The 20133-nt window shown below is 58.7% G+C and carries 27 protein-coding genes and 1 pseudogene; 4 read left to right on the top strand and 24 right to left on the bottom strand.

Going from position 1 to position 20133, the window contains the following annotated elements; genetic code table 11:
* Positions 1-67: 67 nt before the first annotated feature.
* Together dkgB and ACVOLZ_RS16890 are read right to left on the bottom strand one after the other, a co-directional pair.
* Positions 68-868 carry a 2,5-didehydrogluconate reductase DkgB gene (gene dkgB, locus ACVOLZ_RS16895; protein ID WP_481517123.1) on the bottom strand — a complete coding sequence of 267 codons (801 nt, stop codon included), beginning with the start codon at positions 866-868 and terminating at the stop codon, positions 68-70.
* 81 nt (positions 869-949) lie between these two features.
* Positions 950-2164 (bottom strand): MFS transporter, encoded by a 1215-nt coding sequence (locus tag ACVOLZ_RS16890; RefSeq protein WP_481517122.1) that lies wholly within the window; start codon positions 2162-2164, stop codon positions 950-952.
* 121 nt (positions 2165-2285) lie between these two features.
* Between ACVOLZ_RS16890 and ACVOLZ_RS16885 the strand changes: the two genes are divergently transcribed.
* A complete protein-coding gene (locus tag ACVOLZ_RS16885; protein WP_481517121.1) occupies positions 2286-3191 on the top strand; it encodes a LysR substrate-binding domain-containing protein in 906 nt (301 codons plus the stop codon).
* 199 nt (positions 3192-3390) lie between these two features.
* On the opposite strand, the gene ACVOLZ_RS16880 is transcribed toward ACVOLZ_RS16885, so the two are convergent.
* Positions 3391-3678, bottom strand: a complete 288-nt coding sequence (locus ACVOLZ_RS16880) for a hypothetical protein (protein ID WP_481517120.1) — start codon at positions 3676-3678, stop codon at positions 3391-3393.
* Positions 3679-3756: 78 nt separating this feature from the next.
* A complete protein-coding gene (locus ACVOLZ_RS16875) occupies positions 3757-4713 on the bottom strand; it encodes an aldo/keto reductase (RefSeq protein WP_481517119.1) in 957 nt (318 codons plus the stop codon).
* Between the two features lie 180 nt (positions 4714-4893).
* On the opposite strand from ACVOLZ_RS16875, the gene ACVOLZ_RS16870 reads away from it, so the two are divergent.
* Positions 4894-5751: a class I SAM-dependent methyltransferase gene (locus ACVOLZ_RS16870; RefSeq protein WP_481517118.1), complete on the top strand. Its 858-nt coding sequence runs from the start codon at positions 4894-4896 to the stop codon at positions 5749-5751.
* A 149-nt stretch (positions 5752-5900) separates the two neighbouring features.
* On the top strand, positions 5901-6440 hold the full coding sequence (locus ACVOLZ_RS16865) for a pseudouridine synthase (RefSeq protein WP_481517117.1): 540 nt from the start codon (positions 5901-5903) through the stop codon (positions 6438-6440).
* Positions 6441-6813: 373 nt separating this feature from the next.
* On the opposite strand, the gene ACVOLZ_RS16860 is transcribed toward ACVOLZ_RS16865, so the two are convergent.
* From ACVOLZ_RS16860 to ACVOLZ_RS16850, 3 genes are all read right to left on the bottom strand, one after another.
* The gene (locus ACVOLZ_RS16860; protein WP_481517116.1) at positions 6814-7419 is read right to left on the bottom strand and encodes a hypothetical protein; all 606 of its coding nucleotides are present in this window, start codon (positions 7417-7419) and stop codon (positions 6814-6816) included.
* A 188-nt stretch (positions 7420-7607) separates the two neighbouring features.
* On the bottom strand, positions 7608-7988 hold the full coding sequence (locus ACVOLZ_RS16855; RefSeq protein ID WP_481517115.1) for a VOC family protein: 381 nt from the start codon (positions 7986-7988) through the stop codon (positions 7608-7610).
* A gap of 185 nt (positions 7989-8173) precedes the next feature.
* The gene (locus ACVOLZ_RS16850; RefSeq protein WP_481517114.1) at positions 8174-8671 is read right to left on the bottom strand and encodes a hypothetical protein; all 498 of its coding nucleotides are present in this window, start codon (positions 8669-8671) and stop codon (positions 8174-8176) included.
* Positions 8672-9170: 499 nt separating this feature from the next.
* Here ACVOLZ_RS16850 and ACVOLZ_RS16845 point away from each other — a divergent pair, with 499 nt between their 5' ends.
* Complete coding sequence (locus ACVOLZ_RS16845) at positions 9171-9350, top strand: hypothetical protein (protein WP_481517113.1); 180 nt, start codon at positions 9171-9173, stop codon at positions 9348-9350.
* Between the two features lie 72 nt (positions 9351-9422).
* On the opposite strand, the gene ACVOLZ_RS16840 is transcribed toward ACVOLZ_RS16845, so the two are convergent.
* From ACVOLZ_RS16840 to ACVOLZ_RS16760, 17 genes and pseudogenes are all read right to left on the bottom strand, one after another.
* Positions 9423-9602 (bottom strand): hypothetical protein, encoded by a 180-nt coding sequence (locus tag ACVOLZ_RS16840; RefSeq protein WP_481517112.1) that lies wholly within the window; start codon positions 9600-9602, stop codon positions 9423-9425.
* A gap of 614 nt (positions 9603-10216) precedes the next feature.
* Positions 10217-10675 (bottom strand): hypothetical protein, encoded by a 459-nt coding sequence (locus ACVOLZ_RS16835; protein ID WP_481517111.1) that lies wholly within the window; start codon positions 10673-10675, stop codon positions 10217-10219.
* A gap of 943 nt (positions 10676-11618) precedes the next feature.
* Entirely contained in the window at positions 11619-12170 is a 552-nt protein-coding gene (locus ACVOLZ_RS16830; RefSeq protein WP_481517110.1) for a YfbM family protein, read from the bottom strand.
* A 50-nt stretch (positions 12171-12220) separates the two neighbouring features.
* A pseudogene (locus ACVOLZ_RS16825) lies at positions 12221-12414 on the bottom strand (IS5/IS1182 family transposase); the annotation flags it as partial.
* Positions 12415-12498: 84 nt separating this feature from the next.
* Positions 12499-12840 (bottom strand): hypothetical protein, encoded by a 342-nt coding sequence (locus ACVOLZ_RS16820; protein WP_481517109.1) that lies wholly within the window; start codon positions 12838-12840, stop codon positions 12499-12501.
* Between the two features lie 225 nt (positions 12841-13065).
* Entirely contained in the window at positions 13066-13407 is a 342-nt protein-coding gene (locus tag ACVOLZ_RS16815; RefSeq protein WP_481517134.1) for a ribonuclease E inhibitor RraB, read from the bottom strand.
* A 357-nt stretch (positions 13408-13764) separates the two neighbouring features.
* A complete protein-coding gene (locus ACVOLZ_RS16810) occupies positions 13765-14175 on the bottom strand; it encodes a hypothetical protein (RefSeq protein ID WP_481517108.1) in 411 nt (136 codons plus the stop codon).
* Between the two features lie 114 nt (positions 14176-14289).
* Complete coding sequence (locus ACVOLZ_RS16805) at positions 14290-14586, bottom strand: hypothetical protein (protein ID WP_481517107.1); 297 nt, start codon at positions 14584-14586, stop codon at positions 14290-14292.
* A gap of 436 nt (positions 14587-15022) precedes the next feature.
* Positions 15023-15229, bottom strand: coding sequence for a hypothetical protein (locus ACVOLZ_RS16800; protein WP_481517106.1), 207 nt, complete (start codon positions 15227-15229; stop codon positions 15023-15025).
* A gap of 66 nt (positions 15230-15295) precedes the next feature.
* Positions 15296-15706, bottom strand: a complete 411-nt coding sequence (locus ACVOLZ_RS16795) for a DUF6228 family protein (RefSeq protein WP_481517105.1) — start codon at positions 15704-15706, stop codon at positions 15296-15298.
* Between the two features lie 529 nt (positions 15707-16235).
* On the bottom strand, positions 16236-16682 hold the full coding sequence (locus ACVOLZ_RS16790; RefSeq protein WP_481517104.1) for a DUF6678 family protein: 447 nt from the start codon (positions 16680-16682) through the stop codon (positions 16236-16238).
* Positions 16683-16747: 65 nt separating this feature from the next.
* On the bottom strand, positions 16748-17131 hold the full coding sequence (locus tag ACVOLZ_RS16785) for a hypothetical protein (protein WP_481517103.1): 384 nt from the start codon (positions 17129-17131) through the stop codon (positions 16748-16750).
* Positions 17132-17193: 62 nt separating this feature from the next.
* Positions 17194-17454, bottom strand: a complete 261-nt coding sequence (locus ACVOLZ_RS16780) for a hypothetical protein (RefSeq protein ID WP_481517102.1) — start codon at positions 17452-17454, stop codon at positions 17194-17196.
* An 863-nt stretch (positions 17455-18317) separates the two neighbouring features.
* Positions 18318-18548 carry a hypothetical protein gene (locus tag ACVOLZ_RS16775; protein WP_481517101.1) on the bottom strand — a complete coding sequence of 77 codons (231 nt, stop codon included), beginning with the start codon at positions 18546-18548 and terminating at the stop codon, positions 18318-18320.
* 68 nt (positions 18549-18616) lie between these two features.
* Complete coding sequence (locus ACVOLZ_RS16770; RefSeq protein WP_481517100.1) at positions 18617-18955, bottom strand: hypothetical protein; 339 nt, start codon at positions 18953-18955, stop codon at positions 18617-18619.
* A gap of 57 nt (positions 18956-19012) precedes the next feature.
* Complete coding sequence (locus ACVOLZ_RS16765; RefSeq protein ID WP_481517099.1) at positions 19013-19291, bottom strand: hypothetical protein; 279 nt, start codon at positions 19289-19291, stop codon at positions 19013-19015.
* 406 nt (positions 19292-19697) lie between these two features.
* The gene (locus ACVOLZ_RS16760; RefSeq protein WP_481517098.1) at positions 19698-20018 is read right to left on the bottom strand and encodes an energy transducer TonB family protein; all 321 of its coding nucleotides are present in this window, start codon (positions 20016-20018) and stop codon (positions 19698-19700) included.
* Between the last annotated feature and the right edge of the window lie 115 nt (positions 20019-20133).

Genomic DNA, 20133 nt, shown 5'->3' with positions numbered 1-20133 from the left:
CGCAGCGCCTGGACGCATGGCAGGCAGGTATCACCAGCCCGCCATGGGTTTACTCAGGAACCGCGCTTCAATCCCAAGCCGGCGCGATCCCCGGATTGGCCACGCGCTCGCCGCGATCCAGTTCGGCGATTCGTGCCATGTCCTCGGCATCCAACCGCAGCTGCGCCGCCTGCAGGTTGCCGGCGAGGTTCTCGCGCTTGGTCGACGACGGAATCACCGCATAGCCTTGCTGCAGCGCCCATGCCAAGGCGACCTGTGCGGTGCTTGCCTGATGCTTGTCGGCAATGGCCTGGATCACCGGGTCCTTCAGCACCGCGCCATAGGCCAGGCTCATGAACGCGGTGACGTGGATGCCTTGTTCGCGCAGGTAGGCGATCAATGCACGGTTCTGCAGATACGGGTGCACTTCGATCTGGTTGGTGGCGATGGCATCGGCGCCGAGGATGGCGATGGCCTGGCGGGTCAGGTCGATGGTGAAGTTGGAGACACCAATCGCCTTGGTCAAACCCAGCACCTTGGCCTCACGCAGCGCACCGAGGAACTCGGCCATCGGCACTTCGTCCTTGGGTGAGGGCCAGTGGATCAGGGTCAGGTCGACGTGATCGGTGCGCAGCTTGCGCAGGCTCTCGCGCAGGCTGGCAAGCAGGTCATCGTGGTGGAAATTGCTGATCCAGATCTTGGTGGTCAGGAACAGCTGTTCGCGCGGCACGGCGCCGCTGGCGATTGCAGCACCCAGGTCGGCCTCGTTCTCGTAGATCTGTGCGGTGTCGAAAGCACGGTAGCCAAGTTCCAGTGCGTTGTGCACTGAATCAGTGAGCACCTGATCCTTCAGGCGGTAGGTACCAAGGCCAATAGCAGGAATAGTCATTCAAATCTCCAGAAATCCGCGCTTACAGGCTACGCCGTGCAGTGCGAACGAAAAGGTAAGAGGAAGTAACAGCGTGTTCTGTCAGTGCGCGCTGACGGCAATGCCGTCGGCGCGTACATCCAATCCGTCGCGGCGATCCAGGCGGCCGCTGAGCGCAGTCAAAGCCAGCGCACCCAACACCACCAACGCCCCAATCCACGGCGTGTGCATCAGGCCGATGTGATCGACCACCAGACCACCAAGCGAGGCGCCCAATGCGATGCCGATATTGAACGCGGCGATGTTCAGGCCCGATGCGACATCGGTTGCCTGCGGCACGAAGCGCTGCGCCTGCTTGACCACGTACACCTGCAATCCCGGCACATTGCCGAACGCCACCGCACCCAGCGCCAACACCGTCAACAGCACCAGCCAACGGTTGTAAGCAGTGAAGGTCAGCACCAGCAGCACCAAAGCGAGCAGGCCGAAGATCAGCGTCAGCGCAGGAATTGGACCGCGACGGTCGGCCAGGCGCCCGCCCCATAGATTGCCGATGGCCACTGATACGCCGTACACCAGCAGCACCGCGCTGACCGCGTTGGCCGAGAATCCGCTGACGTCCTGCAGGATCGAAGCGAGGAAGGTGAAGGACAGGAAGGTGCCGCCATAGCCCAGCGCAGTCATTGCATAGACCAACAACAGCCGAGGCTGCGCCAGCACTGCGAACTGCTGGCCGAACGTGGCCGGCGCGCTGCGCGGCAGGTCGCGCGGCACGAACAGCAGGCTGCCGAGCAGGGCGATCACGCCCAACGCAGCGACCGCGAGGAAGGTCGCGCGCCAGCCCAGGTGCTGGCCGATGAAGGTGCCCAGCGGCACGCCGGTGACCAGTGCCACGGTCAGCCCGGTAAACATGATCGCGATCGCGCTGGCGGCCTTGTCCTTGGGCACCACCGAGGTGGCGATGATCGAGCCGATCGAGAAGAACACGCCGTGCGCCAGTCCGGTCAGCACCCGTGCAACGATCAGCGAGCCATAACCAGGCGCCATCCATGCAATCAGGTTGCCGATGGTGAACAGCAGCATCAGCGCCACCAACAAAGCCTTGCGCGGCACCCGTCCGGTCAAGGCGGTCAGCACCGGCGCGCCGATGGCAACGCCCAGCGCGTACAGGGAAACCAGCAGGCCGGCCGAGGGCAGGCTGACGTGTAGATCGGCGGCAATGGTCGGGATCAAGCCGACGATGACGAACTCGGTGGTGCCGATGGCGAACGCACCCAGCGTCAGCGCCAGCAAGGCAAGGGGAATACCGCGTGACATGGGCGAATCCTCGGGAAGGGCCGCGCAGTGTGAACGCGTCACTCTTGCCGAAAAATGCGGTTTCCCACCAATTACTATTGATTTAAATTCAACAATATTCCATCACCACCTGGCCGCCCCGATGAAAACCACCCTGGATGAGATGCAGGCCTTCATCGCGGTGATCGACACCGGCTCGATCACCGCCGCAGCCGAGCAGCTGGGCCAGACCACCTCGGGCGTCAGCCGGGCGCTGGGGCGGCTGGAAGAGAAGCTCGGCACCACCTTGCTGACCCGCACCACCCGTCGCCTGCAGCTCACTGACGAAGGCGAGACCTTCCTGGCCCAGGCCCGCGCCATCGTCGCCTCGGTGGATGCCGCCGAAGAGCAGATCGCCGCGCGCCGGGGCACGCCGTCCGGGCGGTTGCGGGTGGATGCGGCGATGCCGTTCATGCTGCATGTGATCGCGCCGCTGGTGGCCGGCTACCGCACGCGTTACCCGCAGGTGGCGCTGGAGCTCAACAGCAGTGAGCGCTACATCGACCTGCTGGAGCGACGCACCGACGTGGCGATCCGCATTGGCCCGCTGTCGGACTCCACCTTGCATGCACGTCCCCTGGGTCACAGCCGCCTGCGTGTGCTGGCCAGCCCGGCTTACCTGCAGCAGCACGGCACACCGAAGAGCGTGGTGCAGCTGCAGGCGCACACCTTGTTGGGCTTCAACGAACCGGATTCGCTGAATCATTGGCCACTGCAGGGTGACGACGGCGAGCGTCTGCACGTGCGACCCGCATTGGCGGTTTCCAGCGGCGAGATCCTGCACCGGCTGGCACTGGAAGGCGTCGGTATCGTCTGCCTGTCCGACTTTCTCACCGAAGCGGCGCGTGCGCGTGGCGAGCTGGTGCAGGTGTTGCCGAAACTGACCTTGGATGCGCGCCAACCGATCCACGCCGTGTATTACCGCAACACCGCCGTATCAGCGCGCATCAGCTCGTTCCTGGATTACCTCGCTGAAGCAATGGCACAACCGGTTGTGGGAGCGGCGTAAGCCGCGAAGCAGACATCGTCAAAACCAACGGCATGCGTGTGATCCGATGATGTTGGGTGCGGCGTTGCGCGGCGTGCTTTCGCCCCCTCCCTTTGGCGAAGCCAAGGGGAGGGTTGGGGAGGGGTAAGCTCTTCAGCTTCTGACGCTGCAGCAGCTTCGCGGCTCACATCGCTCCTACAGAAGCCGACCACAAAGACCTTCAATGCTGCTGAGCATGATGCCAAGCATGCCGCACCAACCAACGCGCCTCATCCCAGGACACCGCCAACGCCGGGTTATGCCGGTGGTAGCTGTCCTGCAGCACTTTGTAGAGTTGCTCTTCGTTGGCGCGTGGATATGCCTGATACACGTCGTAGCCCATTTCCAGCAGGCGCTGGTAGTGGTCGAAATCGTGCTGGCCAAGATGGCCGATGGCATGCACGCCGCGCCAGTAGGTCAGTTCGGCGTGGCGATCGATGCTGCGCTGGGCTGTAGGTGCGGTCTGCATGGGTAGGACTCCACTCGCGGTCTACCCCCTGTCCGCCCGATCCTACGACGCAGGCAGAGGGTGTGCAACTCGCCCAATTCAGCTTTCCGCGCTGGCGGCATCCAACTGCGTGACCTGATCTGGGCTCAAGCCAAGCTGCGCCGCAGCCAGCACTTCCTGCAGCTGTTGCACGCTGGTGGCGCTGACGATCGGCGCAGTGATGCCCGGGCGCGCGATCAACCACGCCAAGGCGACTTGCGCCGGCGTCGCCTTGTGGCTGGCAGCCACATCATCCAACGCCTGCAGAATGCGCAGGCCACGCGGGTTGAGGTAACGGTCGGCAACTTTTGCGCCGCGTGCCGCACTCTTGCCTACGTCATCGGCGCTGCGGTATTTGCCGCTGAGGAAACCACTGGCCAGCGAGTAATAGCTGATCACGCCGATACCGTGTTCGCGCGCCAGCGGCTCCAGCTCCGCCTCGTAGCCACTACGGTCGTAGAGGTTGTATTCCGGCTGCAGGGTTTCGTAGCGCGGCAGGTGATAGTCGGCGGACACCTTGAGCGCATCACGCAGGCGCTCGGCGCTGTAGTTGGACGCGCCAATCGCGCGCACCTTGCCCGCCTCGATCAGCCGCGCGAACGCGCCCAGGCTTTCTTCCAGCGGCACCGACTCATCGTCTTCATGCGCTTGGTACAGATCGATCACATCGGTCTGCAGACGACGCAGCGAATCCTCGACCGCTTCATTGATGTTGTCGGCAGACAGGCCCGGATGCTCGGCCCACTTCGCAACCTTGGTGGCGATCACCACCTTGTCGCGCTTGCCGCTGCGCTGCAGCCAGCGGCCGATGATGGTCTCCGATTCGCCGCCGCGGTTGCCCGGCACCCATGCCGGATAGACGTCGGCGGTATCGATCAGGTTGAAGCCGGCATCGACGAAGGCATCGAGCAGGCCAAAGGATGTCTTCTCATCGGCACTCCAGCCGAAAACGTTGCCACCAAAAGCGATGGGGCTGACATGGAGACCCGAGCGGCCAAGTTCGCGTGACTGGGGCATGCGTTGCTCCTTTGTTGTTCAGCTCAACAGCATAGACGGCATGCGTTCCAATTCCGTGGCAACGTCGTGAATACAGCGTTCCGTGCGCCGTTCTCACGCTAACGGGATCTAAACATTTGCATGCTGCATTGCACTTGCAGTCGCGTGCTAGGCTCGCCGTTTCAATCGACGGAATTCCGCATGAAGAAGCCTGCCCCGCTGTTGTGTGCCTGTCTGCTGGCGCTTGCCAGCACCCTGTCTGCCGGCACTGCGCTGGCCCATGAAGCCGCTGCCAGCACAGCTGACGCGCAGGTATCGCCGCAGCTGCAGGCTGCCATCGCCGGCAGCTGGCGCACACCGGCCAATGTGCTGCGCGACGAATACCGTCACCCGGCGCAGACCCTGGCCTTCTTCGGCCTGCAACCGACCCAGACGGTCATCGAAATTACACCGGGCGGCGGCTGGTATTCCGAAATTCTTGCGCCCTACCTGCGCGATGGCGGCAAGTACGTTGCCGCGGTGGTCGACCCGACCGCATTGCCGGCCGGCGGTGGTCGCGATTACCAGCAGCGCTCGCGCGATGGCCTGGGCAAGAAGTTCGCCGCATCCCCGGCCCAGTTCGATCGCGCCACCGAGGTGGCCTACAACCCGGTTGCACCGGTGTTTGGCGCACCGGGCTCGGCGGACCTGGTGCTGACCTTCCGCAATGTCCACAACTGGCGTTCCTCTGGCCAGGCCGAGGGCATGTTCAAGGCCTTCTTTGACGTGCTCAAGCCAGGCGGCACCTTGGGTGTGGTTGAACACCGCGCCAAGGCGGACGTGCCGGCTGATGACGGCAGCGGCTATGTTGGCCAGGCGCAGGTGATTGCCATGGCCGAAGCCGCTGGCTTCAAGCTGGCTGGCAGCAGCGAGGTCAACGCCAACCCGCGCGATACCAAGGACTACCCCAAGGGCGTGTGGACGCTGCCGCCGTCCAACAGCCATGACCCCGCTGATGCCGCCAAGTACAAGGCCATCGGCGAAAGCGACCGCATGACACTGCGCTTCGTGAAGCAGTAACCGCACGGAAGTAGGGCTTGGAGAGGGGAGGGTGAGACAATGTGCGGCCTCGCTGTTGGCTGCACGGCCCTCAAGCTGGCGCGCGACGGAAGCTCGTCGCGCCCAGCCAGCAGCGCATCTTCAATCTACTTTCCGAACACCTGCATCACATGCTCATCGCCTTCAATAAACCGTTCAACGTGCTTTGTCAGTTCACCGATCGCAGCCAACCGCCGCGCGCGACCCTGGCCGGCTTTGGCCTGCCGCCAAACGTGTACGCAGCAGGTCGTCTGGATTACGACAGCGAAGGCTTGTTGTTGCTCACCGATGACGGCAATCTCGCCCATCGACTGACCGACCCGCGGCACAAGCAGCCAAAGACTTATTGGGTGCAGGTTGAAGGCGTGCCAACCGATGACAAGCTGCAGGCGCTGCGTGACGGCGTACAGCTCAACGATGGGCCGACCCTGCCTGCGCGCGTTGAACTGATGCAAGCGGCACCAGCACTGTGGGAGCGCGACCCGCCCGTGCGTTTCCGCAAGACCGTGCCGGATGGCTGGCTGGCAATCACTCTGCGCGAAGGTCGCAACCGTCAGGTGCGACGCATGACCGCTGCGGTAGGCTTGCCGACGTTGCGGCTGGTGCGTGCGGTGATGGGGCCGTATGCGCTGGATGACCTTCAGCCAGGGCAGTGGCGACAGGTGGATTGAGCTGTGATGACTACGTGTAACCAGCGTCGCCGCATGGCAAATGGTGCCTGGCCGATGATGGGGCCGCGATAGGCGGCAAGTCCTGGTTCGGACGCACGCGGGTCGGTATCGGGATCGGTATCGGTATGGGGTGCGGTGCCACTCCCACATCCTTGTCGAGAGTGGCACCGCATTTACAGTTGAAGGACGTGGTTTCACCGACTTGGATGCGTCGACCAAACCAGCCCTGCGATGATCGCTGCATCCAGAACCTGCATGAGGATATGCAGCCGTCCGTGTGAGAGCTGATCATCGACCCATGCGAGAGCCCCTGCGTCGCTTTGCTGATCGCTCCCAAGCTACTCATCCGGTCGCTGCTACGGCAGCAGCACGACTACCAGATGTCGATCGTAGTCGCGAAGCCTGCCGGGTCATGCGCATGTATCGCGATCTCCGCAGGGATGAAGCTTCTGCCTCGGTAGATGGGCCTGGCCGCGTAGCGGCTCAGCTTGCCCGCACGTATCAGTGGTAGCACCGTGGTGTTATCGATCCTGCGCTTCTGCTCCGCAACCCATATCGGCACAAACACCATGTTGTCCACATCACAATCACCGCCGAGTTCTTCGGGGATCAAGTGCAGGAAAGCCAGTTCGCGTCGTCGCACCGCTGCTTCGCACTTCGCTCTTGTATCGAAATGTCCGAAGTCAGCGGATCCGGTTTTGCGGGGGCGGCGCCCGTCGTGCATGACACTCTCCTGTAGCCTTTGCAACTGAGGCAAGTGCATTGATCGAGGTAACGCGGAAGAGCCGCAGCGATGAAGCGTGCGGCGCGGCGCCGCGATGAAACCCGCAATCAAAGCTGCCGTCTTTGGAGTTGAGAGGATACGAGAGTTTTGCCATATCGCCTTGTTACCGCTGGGCATGAGATGGCGTACGCGCAGCATGTAGGCGTGCATTGATTGATGGGCGACGCGACAAAGCGCGTCGCTGCTGTGGGCCATCCGGTTTGAACAGCTGGCCGGCGGGTTGTGGATCACAACACGTTGGCTCCAAGTGGGTGGCAATACTCGCTCGTAGAAAAGCCGGCAACTTTCGCGGCAACCGACAATCAGCGTAGAAAAGATCCGGGCGCCAGCTGATCGTGATCGTCATGTCAGCCATGCATGCAAGCAATCGGCGACGCTGTTGCCTACCGCCCGGCAGGGGGTTCCCACAGCTCGACCTTGTTGCCTTCGGGATCCATCACCCAGCCGAATTTCCCCTGCTCGGAACGCTGCGGCTCACCCACGACATTGCAGCCCTCGCTGCGCAGTGCTGCGAGCAGTGCATCCAGGTTGTCCACGCGGAAATTGATCATGAAGGGCGCAGTGGAAGGCGCCATATAGCTTGTGTCCGCAGCAAATGGGCTCCAGATCGTCGCGCCTGCCGGGCTGTCAGCGCCGCCCCACTGAAACACCGCTCCGCCCCAATCGCTGACATCCAGGCCGAGGTGCTCGCGATACCAACTGGAAAGCGCCTTGGGATCGTTCGATTTGAAGAAGATGCCGCCAATGCCGGTTACACGTTTCATGCTGGTTCTCCAACGGTGATCAGGGTGGTGATGGCTGGCATCGAGGGAAGTAGGCCAACGTGTTGTCGGACCGATGCTCATAGTGCTGCAGGAGGGCTCGCCGCGTAGTGAAACTTGGGCGTCGTCCCCTTGGATTGGCTAGCCGTAGGTCACTGAGGCATGCGGTTTGCATGAACCAAAGGGACCTATCCGTTGTACGCAAGCACCACAAGCTGCAGTTCTGGTATGACGATGAGCACCTTTTCTGGCCCATGCGTGTAAAAGGATCCCTTGGTACGCGACGCTGTCTCGATCTGTTCTTTCAGTTGCGTATCAAGCCCAGCGCATTCCAGGCCCGGCGACAGCAAGGTCTGATCGTCATCGACGAAGGCAGCATCCGGAGTGGGGCGCCACGCGTCAAACGTGTAATACGGATCAGCCGATTTCCGCGAGTGGCTGGTTGCGGGAAAGTAGTTGAGCCCGTGCTTGGCGATGCCTTGGGCAGTTCGCGGGTCGATCCGGTACACCGCAGCTCCGCAGCCCTCTCGGAAGCCCGATACGCCTCCGCGTGCGACTGGATAGCTGATGCCAATCTCCGCCGGGATGATTCGCATGTAGAACGATTCCGTCCATATCTTTCCGATTAGCAATAGTGCCGCTACACCAACAATCACCGCTCGTATCTTTCCTGAAATTACGGACATCAGCGCTATCCTGAGTTACATCAGCCCGCGAGCGGGGCTCTGCGTATGTGACCTGCCGGCACCAATGTCACGCGTTGAAGAAGGGCGTAGGAGTTGGCGCCTGCTTGTACCGTCGTACTCCGAGAGACCTTCATTGGCACCGCTTTGGACTGGCAGGAGTGTGACGCCATGGAAAACCGGCACTCCGACCGAGACGCCGAGAGACGCAACCAGGGCAAGGAGCGCGATGAAGCGCATCATGGCCGCCAGTTACCGAATGATGCCGCACTGCGAAGCGGAATCGGGTGGAGTGAGCTGTCAGGCCTCATATCTGGATGAACAGCGAAGGTGCGTACGCAGACCAGTACAAGACGATGGTGCCGATGGCGCTGAAAGACAGTGCGAGGACGGCACGGGGAACCGTAGGCCTCCACGTAGCGACGCCGACAAGAAGCAGGCAGATTCCGGGCAGCGCCCACCACCATTTGATATTGCGAAATACAAACTGGGAATAGCCTGATTGAGTGACGTTGAAGCTGCTCCATGCACCAGTGAACGCATCAACGGCACCGTGTTGAACGGCATAGATGAAGTAGCCTTGGGCCAAGGCCAGTACCAGCACAATGGCTACGAGCAATATTCTCTTGAGCATGACTTCCAGCTTTGGATTGAGCCGACCCGTGAAGTCAATCTGGTGTGAATGGACTGCGAGGCGGAGAGTTTGATGCTGGGCACATCGGCTGCCCAGCCATTTAGGGCAGAGGAGATGCTATCAATTGGTGCTGCTATCGGGCGTAGATGGTTCTTTGGATTTCAGTGCGATAACCCACGCAGCGACCTCCAGCACTATGCCAATGCCGCCTAGCAGCCACGCCCCTGTGCTTGATGAAACGACGTAAAGGCACAGCGCGGCAATAAATAGAAGAATTGCGAGAGCATGCAGGATTTTCATCTAGCCATCTGACTCTGGAGTTGAGCCGCCGCTCGAAGCGAGTGCGGCTTTGGTGAATGGTGAGCAGAAGCTCGGCAGTCCGTCAGTTGGATCATACAAGTTGAGTAGGATCAGTGCCGCCAGGGGCAAGAAGGCTGGCCAGCATGTGGCCACTAGCGCACCAATGCAGGCTGCCGGTGCGCTGGTACGCCGAGGCCAGGATAGGCTAGACGAAGAAGAGCGTGCCCGTCGTTTTGGGCTCGCGAAGACCGAATGAGTGGATGCGGATGATTCGCGTATGGCGGGTAGCGAACCCTTCAGATTAGCAATCTGAAATTGCGAGCCTCCCGGGATGCTGTTGAGTCGATGGGCAACCCATGCCAATAAGACTCTTCGAAGCAGAGGTTTACCAGAGCGAACAGAATCCACGCAAGAATCAGCTGTCCATTGACCAAGAGCAAATGCTTGCCCAGAAACCGTGGAGGGACGGAGCGCCAGCCAGGATAGCGAGGGTGGACCAGGACGACGAGCCGGAAGCTTGCGTGAATCTCTGCTAGAAGGCGGGGAGTCTGGGAATCTGCGTTTTGGCCCCGGATTAAGCCGACCCGCGCAACGGGCTCGGCTTGAGTGAATTGTCAGGTGTCATGATCGTAGTCTGCAGCTGCCCCATTCTTGAAGTGGATGGTAAACAGAGCATATCGATTGCCAGTTGTCTCAAACTGAAGCAGCCAGGGATTGCTTGGGTCCCCATCTAGTGGAACCCCAATGCCAACAAATTCGAATATGTCATTCAAAGAGGCGGGCAGCGGGCCATAGATGCTCTGATATGCCGGAACCAGAACGGATGCGACTTGCTGGAACAACGCGGCCGTATCATTCGTTGTCTTCTTGAAGAATGCAATTTGCTTGTTCGAGGGAAGCTGCGAGTCGAAGGTTTTGAAGTAGACGGAAATTGTCCGACCTTCAAAGGCAACGGAGTCTGCATCCCATGACTCTTTCCCGCGAATTCTGGTGAGCTCCATGATGCCGAATAGCGGATGCGTCGTGGTCGCTACGACAGGGCCGTCCCAGAGTCGATCAAGCCATTTGAACATGACACCTAGCTCGGAAGTTGGCAGAACCGCGAAACGAGTTCTGCTTGAATGAACAGTCAGGGCCTGCTGCCGTCAACAGCTGATCTACCAATGTACCAACGGTGCTGGACCCGCAGGGGTCCCAGAAGGTGGCCCCCAACTTTACGCCCGCGGTTTCCTCCACGGCTCCAATTGCGTCCTCTATATCAGCGTCATCGATTGCCGCGAATCCGGGGCCGCCCAAAACAACCGACAGCATGTCTCCTGGAAGAAAGTAGGGCGTTGGCCACCGGCAATGCCAAGAGAAAGCAACGCCAACAGCAGCGGCCAAAGCTTGGCGATCGCCGCTACCCCAGGCATTCAAAGAGCTTGAGATGCGAGACGCCTGGATAGAGCGAAGAATCTTGAAGAATGACAGGTCGGGACCTATCCATCTCACGCCAATGAAAAAGCGTTTCCACCGGCCAGTGGGTGGATAGTGAGATGGGTACTTGAGCGGTTCGTCGGGATGCATGGTACAGGGCCTGGCTCCGGAACTAAGTCACGTCGACAAGTGGTGCCGACCTTGGTCAACTGCCAGGCACGATAACACGAGTGCCTTGCTCGAACAGAACCCTCGCGGGCGAAGTGTCACAGTTGCGATAAATCAGGAATTCCCCATGGGGGTGGCCAGAAACGAAGCTACCTTCCCACTCGACGCAATCCATGGATGTTTCGCCAAAAAATGTTCCGTAAGCACGTCCCGTGAAAGGGCGTCTGTCCGAGTCTAGGACCAGTGATGGGACAACGAACCCATCATGATGTTCAAGTATCAGCTGAGACTCATGGGTCGCCTGGATACGCTGACAGCCCGTCACTGCCAATAGCACAGCAAATACGGCAACATGAGCTCTCATGAGATTCCTAACTCCAGAACTTGGCCGCGCCGCGTAGTGGCGCCGGCTTGAATGAATTGTTGGACATCCTACTGGTCGGCGGTGAACAGCACGTGCCGCCCCTTGGAAGCTGCGACTTGGTAGAGGGTGCAAACCTCCTGGAGCCATTCCCACGTGTGCCGGAAGTCTTCATCTGTTAGATCGAAGCCGTACTCTTCCGGGTTGATGGCGTCATATCGCTCTCTGAATTGTTCTTGCGTGAGCCCTGCTATCGCCAAAGCCACGTCCCTGACCTGCTCCGGAGTCTTAAGGCTGATGATGTAATCATTCTCGCTGTGAAGAGGCTGGCCGCCGAGGACCACATGATTGAGGGGGTATTGGCCTCCGTCATAGCTGAGAAGCCCATCCGAAAGGGCGCGGTGCATCGCGTCCCACGCCTTGTCGCTTTGAGCGATGTAACGGCCGGGCTCTGCGAAATAGCGCTCCTCGATATCCTCCTGGATAAACAGGAGGCGCTCTTTGTTGTTTTGCCTGGATAGCAGCTGGGCGACATCGTCGCCGGAGAGTGCGAAGTGCACGCCAAGACAAGCCATGAAGTCTCCTTTGGGGCTACGTGAGGTCTGAACAATCTGCTCGATCACGCTGATTCTCATGTTCGAGTCGGTGCACGCACTCCAGATCACGGTAGCGGCAATAGCTGGATGCGTAGCTTCGCTTCTCGTCGATACGGCTGCCGACCCGGGCGGCCGCTTTCCAGCAGTGTGGTGCGATCAAAGCAAATAGTGCCCACCGCGGCACAGTGTGCTCCATCTCGGGCAGGACGATTTCGCGACGTGTACGCTTGCGTCGGCCTTTTTGCTCGGCGTCGCCAAAGGTCGGTTGCATGGGTGGGTCAGGCTGGCAATTCGTGGGCTGTGGATCGATAGGCTGCAGGGGAGGGCCGACGCCGATCTGAACGACGAATTGGCACTATGCCAGGTACTTGGCGAGGATTGCGCCTAGCGCGAGCACTGCGCCTACGATTGATACGGGGCGAATATGCTTGTGCCATCCATAAGCCATAAGACCGAAGCCAGCTGCTCCAAAAAGGTTTCGAAGACTTTGTCCGTAGAAGATGAAATCCACGAGGTTGATTGCCGCAAACAACAGGAGAATGACTAGGAAAATCTTTCTTCTAGTAGCCATACAGGAAAACTCCGTGTTTTTTCCTTCTTTGGAAACATGCCCGCCGTGAGTGAAAGGCCGTTCCGCAAAATGGACAGTACAGTGCGGCCCGATAGAATCAGCCGGCACCTGGGTCGGTGTCGACATATCCTACTGCTGAGTAAAGGATTTCGTTGTGCTCAACACGCAGAAGTTCTTCGCGCCGGAGACGTCATTGCGTCCTTCATGCCGCCGTCGCAGTTCCCAAAGCTCGATACAAGTCTTCCTGATGCCTGACGCGTGAGCCAAGCCCGGCCAATTTGTGGCCACGGCGTTGGCTGAACATCACTTCCATTTTCGCGGCTGTGGAGCGGTCCAGGCTTGAATCAATTGTCAGGTGGATGCCGGCCCAACATCCATGCCGTCATAAGTATCAACGCCGAACTTGTCGGCAAGCGCATAGAGCTCTTGATTTCTTTGGTGCAGCGAGAGAACTGAGTGTGACTCAAGCTTCTCCACATGCAGGAAGCAGTACTCATCCTCGCCTTCGTCAAACTCAGGAATGAACATTTCAACAAAGCGATAGCCTTGCTGATCGAGCTCACTGGCGAGTGTGTGCAGCTTGTCGGCCGAGGCGTCAGTGAAGAAGTAGCCCCAAAGCATTGGGCCATCGATGTTCCAGTCCGTTGATTCCTGGATGTTCGAGAACATGGTTTCCAGACTTGCGATATCAATCATGCAAGCACCTGACTCCACAAGTACGCCGAACCGCGTATCGGGTTCGGCTTGGATGAACTGTCGGGCCGCCATGATGGCCGCAACAACAGCTTACTTTGGTGCTGGGTGCACTGTATCGAGCTGCGCGTTCTTCTCCGCAGCGGCATCATAGATCTCAAATAGTGATGCTCTGGCGGACCAGATGCCCATGCATACCAGAAGCAAGGCCATTGGCAATAACTTGTAAATTCGCTTTGCAATCATTGGAATTACGTCCTTTGTAAAAATCCAGTTGAACAGATTGATTCCGGAGTTCAGTACATCTTTGAAGCGGACTAGGCTTGCATGAGCTGCCCGATTTCGTCCGTTGCTAGCCTAGCTGAATTTGCTCGATAGCGGGGAGTAAAAACAGAGGGCAAGGATGACACCGTTTAGGAGCAATGATGCTTCGTAGAACAGTGACGACGGGCGTGAAATGACATGAGGTGCATCAAGAACCGTCAATGCACTCCAGCCCAAGGTGAGGAGCAGGTATGCCCAAGGGCTGTACGGGAGAAAAAAGGCAATGGCCACGAGCGAGGCAAGGTAGCCGACAACCAAAGCGATGCGTAGGGTTCCGTGAAATGGATGGGATTTGCTGGACGCAACAACACGCTCCTTGATTCTAAGTCTTTCTTCACGAAGCAGCCTCGGAAGCGAACTGGCGCCAAGCTCATCAGCCACGATGCCGCCAACTGTGACGAGAATAGTTAGCAGTACGAGCAAGCGGAACGTGAGTTCATTCATTGGGCATGCATCACGCAACGGCTGACGTCTGAACTAGGCCGGCGCTGCGAAGCAGTGGCCGGCTTGAAGGGGTTAACCCCCGCGCCGCGAAGCGGCGTCGGCTTGAATGAACTGTTAGGCCTCATGGCTGGAGATCTCCGACAGCCAATGCACGCCCCCTGTATCTGCCAACGCGAAGTGCCCAAGAGCAGAGCTGTGGGCGATTGTGCCATTGAATAGCAGCGCATCCCATTGACCAGATGGGCCTAGCTCCTCTTGGACAAAGGTGAAGTGCGAACCTAGGGCCGAATCAGGTGTTTGGCCCAAGGCTCGAAGGTCATCAGGCGTGCCTTGTACCAGAGCGAAAGAGCGCTCTGCGAGCTGGGAGTTGCCATCAAAGTAGAGACGCGGATGTGCGGTCTTGATCTGCATGAGGCCTGACTCTGGAATTAAGCCGCGCCGCGTAGCGGCGTCGGCTTGAATGAACTGTTAGGCCTCTGCGACCAGAAGCCTGTCGGCAGCCGATTCCGATACGAGGATGCCGCTCCCGATGGGCAAAGACCGTTTAGACAGCTCGGGAAAGGTAATGAGCAGTTTGAAGCCTCCCGGGCTGAAATGGCTCAGAAAGAAATTTGCAGAGGCTTGAAATGGCTCGGAATCTGGGGGCTCGACCGTAACCATATCGGTGAAGTTTGCAAAGCGGGGCGGGACGGGGATCTCGGGCACAACGACTAGGCCTCGGCCCGTTACCTGGAACGTGTCTTGGACTTGCAAGAGATGTCTCATCGCCGAGGCCTAACTCTGGAATTAAGCCGCGTCGCGTAGCGGCGTCGGCTTGAATGAATTGTTAGGCACCACCAGCGGCTGTCTAGCCACCGGTCTTGCCCACCCAGCCCGCCTCAACAGTCTCCACAGCGGACAAGATCTGTTGCGCAAAGGCGCGTGCCTGTGCAACGTCGAACTCCACCGCAGCCTCGTAAGGCATTGCCACCACTTTGATGAAAATGACCCCCTCGTCCTGGCGAGCCTCGCAGGCCACCGTCTCTTGGTACGGCTGTTCTGGACTGGTGGTCATGTTCGTTGTCGTGCCTAACGCCTGAATTAAGCCGCGCCGCGAAGCGGCGTCGGCTTGAATGAACTGTTAGGTGCCAGCCACGGCACCGAAGAAACGACTAGAGTCGGCAGCAATCTTGGGAAGTTGGCCAAGCTCGCTGGTGAGGTTGCTCGAAAGCTTCCATTCCTCAGGAACGCCAAATAGCCCGTGGATTGAAATAGAAAATGTCACTACCCCGAGTGCCGAGCAACGGGCGGAGATTGAGAGATCACCTTCAAGTGAGGCGCATTGCTCGATGTCAGGCCAAGGACGTTCATAGGAAGCGAGTCGCAAGCAGAACTGAGTGAACTCGGATGATCCGAGAGGGCAATAGATCTCTCGAACTGCGTAGATATCAGCGCCTCGGAGCTCTACTGAAAAGACGTACTCACCCGCGCCAAAGAAGCGAAGCTCCTTGTCGGTTGAAGTGGATTTGATGGAGAACGAGGAGTCTTCCATGGCACCTAACACCTGAATTAAGCCGAGCCGCGAAGCGGCTTCGGCTTGAATGAATTGTTAGGGCGCATGCTAGCGCGCACAACCGCCGCAAGTAGTGGCTCACGTTGGCGCGCGACCTCTTGCGGGCTGCCGTCATAAATGACCAGCAGTACACTCGATGGGTGGTCAAGCCCGGTTGGCAGGAATGCCATGCGCTCGCGCACCGAGTTGTCCCTCAGGCCATAGAACCAGGCTACGTGGCCGATGGAAGTTTTTGAAAAGCCAGCAAAGCGACTGCTGTCCGGCAGAGACCAGTGCCCACCGACGAGGATCTCTGCGCGAAGAAGTCCGGGGCGGAGTGGCGTCAGTGTGCAAATTGTGTAATCAGGGCCTAGTTGTCCCTGAACGGAATAGCCGGAGTCACTGAGGAGGTTAGGGCAGCTGTAGCCCTCGAACGCCGGCAATAGCGGGGTCCTCTCCGAGTGACTACATGCTCCGAGTGCTAGCAACAGGATGGCGAAGATGTGTCTCATGCGCCCTAACTCTGGAATTAAGCCGCGCCGCGAAGCGGCGTCGGCTTGAATGAATTGTTAGGCGGCATGTGCTCACCGTTGCGCAAATGAGCGATGAACCTGATGCTGTCCGGCTCGAGATTGTGCGGAAGATTGAGTGAGCTTATTAGTTCAAGGACTTCAGTAGCTGGATGCTCGATTTCTATCCATTCAACAGAAAGGATTGGTACAGGCCCCCATTCGCTGTCATAGAACCGGTCAGTTCTGTGCGACAAGCTGCCATGCATCGGGGACGAAACATCCACGAACTTGATGAGGTACGAAACTGAGAGGCGCTCAAGCACGGCAAGGAGCTCCCGCCACTTTGTGTTATTGAGCAAGCGCGCTGAAAATTCTCTGGCCAAGGTAGCCTTAACCTCTCTCTCTTCTTGCATCAGAGAGGGACGATAGTTCTGGTCGACAATGTCTATCCAGATGTCTGTCATATGTAAATGCCGCCTAACTCTGGAATTAAGCCGCGCCGCGAAGCGGCGTCGGCTTGAATGAATTGTTAGGTGCGCCGCCACGGATCATTGACGGCCTGGCGCACCGTGATTACATCAAGGGGGGTGCTGAACGGGCGCCTCTTCGTCATGTTGAGAAGCATCCATGCAGATAGAAGTTCTGGACTTTGCCTTGACCAGCCGGAGCTCCAGCCATGATTAGCGAACATGTAGAGTAGAAACTCCTCGTTGCGCTGCACCTCTACATAGGCTCCCGGATCACTGATCGTTGGATAATACTGATCGTAAAAGTGCACGCCGTAGCCCCGGGGTAACCATTTCAAAAGTGCTACAAAGTCTGCGAGAACGGCGCCCGGCTCAACCTCAACGACGAGAGTGTTGTCGGCCTGCCTTGCTGTGAGATTCGGAATCTTCGGTATCTTTGGAATCATCAGAGCGCACCTAACTCTGGAATTAAGCCGCGCCGCGTAGCGGCGTCGGCTTGAATGAACTGTTAGGCCTCTGCCCGGCCATCTGCAAGATTCCGCAACCAAGCAGCCAGATCATCAACCGCTAGCTGCGCGGTGGCCTGGAACTCCGCAAGCGGGAAGACCATCTCGACCTCTCGCCCAATGTACAGATCTTGCACGAACTCCATCTGCGGGGCGCCAGCGGCAGAGAAGCGAACTATGCAAAGCCGCTGCCGATTGAACTGAATCTCAGCGGCGGGAGTGCTTTCGGGGCCTTCTGTGATGAAGATGATCTCGAATGACATATTCAGAGGCCCAACTCTGGAATTAAGCCGACCCGCGAAGCGGGTTCGGCTTGAATGAACTGTTAGGCGGCTGTGGCGACTGGTGGAACCCCTGCCCAAAGCTGCCTTGCTTGTGCAACCTAACGCGAACCGATCATGCCACAGCTCGCGGGATGGAGCTTGCCCAGGAAGCCTCGCCGAGCGTTGCCGCCGAAGTGCGATGAAATGATTGCGTTGGGGTAGCGAAGCGTAAGACGAAGTGGTGAACTTACCGATGCCAGGAACAGATGGAGCTGCTATCCGGAGCCGACCGGTGACCTGCCGATGTTGCTACCGAAAGAAGAAGGGCCAGCCAACCCAGAACACCGCCGCCTAACTCTAGAATTAAGCCGACTCGCGAAGCGAGTTCGGCTTGAATGAATTGTTAGCGCGCCTTAGGGGCGAGCCGGAGTCAGGAGTGAAATAGTAGGTGCACTTGCCAGGTGCAACACAGGATTTGATTGCGCCATGAGGGAATTGGCCGGCCGGCACGAGGGAGAACTGAAACGAGGGAAGCATTGCGATGGGGTGCCTCTCAAGCAGCTGCCAGTGTTCTTTAAGGGCGGGGGTGTAGGTGAGGGCAAACAGGCCGAACTCACTTCTATCCGTGGAGATGTTGACGATTGCACCACCAATTAGGCCGGTACCTTGAAGGTCAGCCGGAAGACAGCAGGCCCCGCCGTTGGGCAGATTGGACTCAAATGAGCCCTCCCAGCCATGGGGCGCAACAGGGCCGCTGGCAAAAGTAGAGCCTGCAAAGAGCATTAGAAAAAATCCGAGACTCTTCATAGCGCTAACTCTGGAATTAAGCCGCGCCGCGAAGCGGCGTCGGCTTGAATGAACTGTTAGGCGGCAGACCGTACTTGTTGGAGCCCCGGTAGCCACCCACGTGCAGAAGCGGTAAACAGGATAAGCGCTGTGCCACCGAGAAGCCAAAACAGTTTGCGACCGACCATGTAGCCAAGTTGCTCAGGTGAAACAGCAGAATCGAGTGAGGACGCAATGACCAGCGTCGTTAGCCCCATGAGTGAAAAGAAGATCACAATGCCCCAAATGGCGTGAAATAGAACTCGCATGATCGTCTCCTGTCGCCTAACTCTAGAATTAAGCCGACTCGCGAAGCGAGTTCGGCTTGAATGAACTGTTAGGCATCAGCTAGTTCCCACTGGGCGTCCGAGAACGATAGTTCCCAGAAGCCAGCTTGCCCTGGTAGGAGGCCGATTGTGCCTGTGATCCTGCCGGAAGGTGCAGTCGAATAGGTGAAGGTACTGATCTCCATGGAGCTAAGGTCCTTGGCCGAGACCGTCCCGGTCATGTTGAAGCTGATTGTCTGTGCGTTGGTGATACGAAGAACACGCGGCTCATAGGAGTCGTTGGCTTCGTTGTACGGAGCAACTATCAGTGATATGCCGGTCTCTGCGATGCGGATGTCGGAGGCGGGCAGGTCATGCCATCTAATCGCCGCGAGTGGGGTGCTGGACATGATGCCTAACTCTGGAATTAAGCCGACCCGCGCAGCGGGTTAGGCTTGAATGAACCGTTAGGCCTCATTGAGAACGGCCTGCCGAAATTGATGCACATAAGCTGTGCCAAGCCTTGGTTCGAGTCGCTCTACTGCTTGTAGTGCCTGGGCTACATCGAATGCTTTTCCTTCAAGCGCGGAGAGCGCTTGATTGTGCAGAGAGTAAGCAAGCCATGCGGCATCGCTCGCTGGGCTTTGCTCCTCCGGGTCGAGGTGACCTGCAAGAAGAACCCGCAGGTTGAACAAGGCAACAGCCAGAAGGCGCTTCTCTAGATCGACTTGCTGGTCATCTGACATGAGGCCTAACTCTGGAATTAAGCCGCGCCGCGAAGCGGCGTCGGCTTGAATGAACTGTTAGGCGGCTGTGGCCACTTACCGCTCCCCGGGCCAATGCTGCCTTGCTTGTGCAACCCAACGTGAGCCGATCATGCCACAGCTCGCGGGATGGAGCTTGCCTGGGAAACCTTACCGAGCGTTGCCGCCGAAGTGCGAAGAAATGATTGCGGTGGGGCAGTGAAGCGTAAGGCGAAGTGGCTGGCTTACCGCTGCCAGGCACAGTTGGAACTGTTACCCGGAGCCGACCGGTGACTTGCCGATGCTGCTGCCGAAAGAAGAAGGGCCAGCCAACCCAACGCACCGCCGCCTAACTCTGGAATTAAGCCGACCCGCGCAGCGGGTTCGGCTTGAATGAACTGTTAGGCGGCTAAGGACTGCCAAGCTGGAAGTCGAATGGAACCGTTCGTGTACGGGAAGCTGAATTCACCGAGTAGCGCCACTTTGCCACCGCGGATCGCGCGACGCTAGGCCAGGCTGAGTGGCCAGATGATGAAAGTAACGTGGAGGAACGAACTGAACCGTCCGGATCGATCTGCAGCTCCAGTGTAACTGCGCCACCACGCAGCTCTGTAATACGAGGTGCTTCTGGCGCCGGGCAATAAATGAGGTCTGGGTCTGACGACACGCAGGAGTTGTGGGGTGTGGTAGCACCCACCGCTAGTGAAAAGAACAACCAGTGGAAGTTCATAGCCGCCTAACTCTGGAATTAAGCCGCGCCGCGAAGCGGCGTCGGCTTGAATGAACTGTTAGGCGGCTGTGGCCACTTACCGCTCCCCGGGCCAATGCTGCCTTGCTTGTGCAAC

Source organism: Stenotrophomonas sp. STEN020 (assembly GCF_056760195.1).
Note: the sequence above shows the minus strand (reverse complement) of the source record. Positions and strands in the feature narration are given on the sequence as shown.

Coding starts and splice junctions, on each gene's coding strand:
- dkgB (WP_481517123.1), bottom strand. CDS start 868: ATGACTATTCCTGCTATTGGCCTTGGTACCTACCGCCTGAAGGATCAG.
- ACVOLZ_RS16890 (WP_481517122.1), bottom strand. CDS start 2,164: ATGTCACGCGGTATTCCCCTTGCCTTGCTGGCGCTGACGCTGGGTGCG.
- ACVOLZ_RS16885 (WP_481517121.1), top strand. CDS start 2,286: ATGAAAACCACCCTGGATGAGATGCAGGCCTTCATCGCGGTGATCGAC.
- ACVOLZ_RS16880 (WP_481517120.1), bottom strand. CDS start 3,678: ATGCAGACCGCACCTACAGCCCAGCGCAGCATCGATCGCCACGCCGAA.
- ACVOLZ_RS16875 (WP_481517119.1), bottom strand. CDS start 4,713: ATGCCCCAGTCACGCGAACTTGGCCGCTCGGGTCTCCATGTCAGCCCC.
- ACVOLZ_RS16870 (WP_481517118.1), top strand. CDS start 4,894: ATGAAGAAGCCTGCCCCGCTGTTGTGTGCCTGTCTGCTGGCGCTTGCC.
- ACVOLZ_RS16865 (WP_481517117.1), top strand. CDS start 5,901: ATGCTCATCGCCTTCAATAAACCGTTCAACGTGCTTTGTCAGTTCACC.
- ACVOLZ_RS16860 (WP_481517116.1), bottom strand. CDS start 7,419: ATGGCCCACAGCAGCGACGCGCTTTGTCGCGTCGCCCATCAATCAATG.
- ACVOLZ_RS16855 (WP_481517115.1), bottom strand. CDS start 7,988: ATGAAACGTGTAACCGGCATTGGCGGCATCTTCTTCAAATCGAACGAT.
- ACVOLZ_RS16850 (WP_481517114.1), bottom strand. CDS start 8,671: ATGTCCGTAATTTCAGGAAAGATACGAGCGGTGATTGTTGGTGTAGCG.
- ACVOLZ_RS16840 (WP_481517112.1), bottom strand. CDS start 9,602: ATGAAAATCCTGCATGCTCTCGCAATTCTTCTATTTATTGCCGCGCTG.
- ACVOLZ_RS16835 (WP_481517111.1), bottom strand. CDS start 10,675: ATGTTCAAATGGCTTGATCGACTCTGGGACGGCCCTGTCGTAGCGACC.
- ACVOLZ_RS16820 (WP_481517109.1), bottom strand. CDS start 12,840: ATGTCGACACCGACCCAGGTGCCGGCTGATTCTATCGGGCCGCACTGT.
- ACVOLZ_RS16810 (WP_481517108.1), bottom strand. CDS start 14,175: ATGAATGAACTCACGTTCCGCTTGCTCGTACTGCTAACTATTCTCGTC.
- ACVOLZ_RS16805 (WP_481517107.1), bottom strand. CDS start 14,586: ATGCAGATCAAGACCGCACATCCGCGTCTCTACTTTGATGGCAACTCC.
- ACVOLZ_RS16800 (WP_481517106.1), bottom strand. CDS start 15,229: ATGACCACCAGTCCAGAACAGCCGTACCAAGAGACGGTGGCCTGCGAG.
- ACVOLZ_RS16795 (WP_481517105.1), bottom strand. CDS start 15,706: ATGGAAGACTCCTCGTTCTCCATCAAATCCACTTCAACCGACAAGGAG.
- ACVOLZ_RS16790 (WP_481517104.1), bottom strand. CDS start 16,682: ATGACAGACATCTGGATAGACATTGTCGACCAGAACTATCGTCCCTCT.
- ACVOLZ_RS16785 (WP_481517103.1), bottom strand. CDS start 17,131: ATGATTCCAAAGATACCGAAGATTCCGAATCTCACAGCAAGGCAGGCC.
- ACVOLZ_RS16780 (WP_481517102.1), bottom strand. CDS start 17,454: ATGTCATTCGAGATCATCTTCATCACAGAAGGCCCCGAAAGCACTCCC.
- ACVOLZ_RS16775 (WP_481517101.1), bottom strand. CDS start 18,548: ATGCGAGTTCTATTTCACGCCATTTGGGGCATTGTGATCTTCTTTTCA.
- ACVOLZ_RS16770 (WP_481517100.1), bottom strand. CDS start 18,955: ATGTCCAGCACCCCACTCGCGGCGATTAGATGGCATGACCTGCCCGCC.
- ACVOLZ_RS16765 (WP_481517099.1), bottom strand. CDS start 19,291: ATGTCAGATGACCAGCAAGTCGATCTAGAGAAGCGCCTTCTGGCTGTT.
- ACVOLZ_RS16760 (WP_481517098.1), bottom strand. CDS start 20,018: ATGAACTTCCACTGGTTGTTCTTTTCACTAGCGGTGGGTGCTACCACA.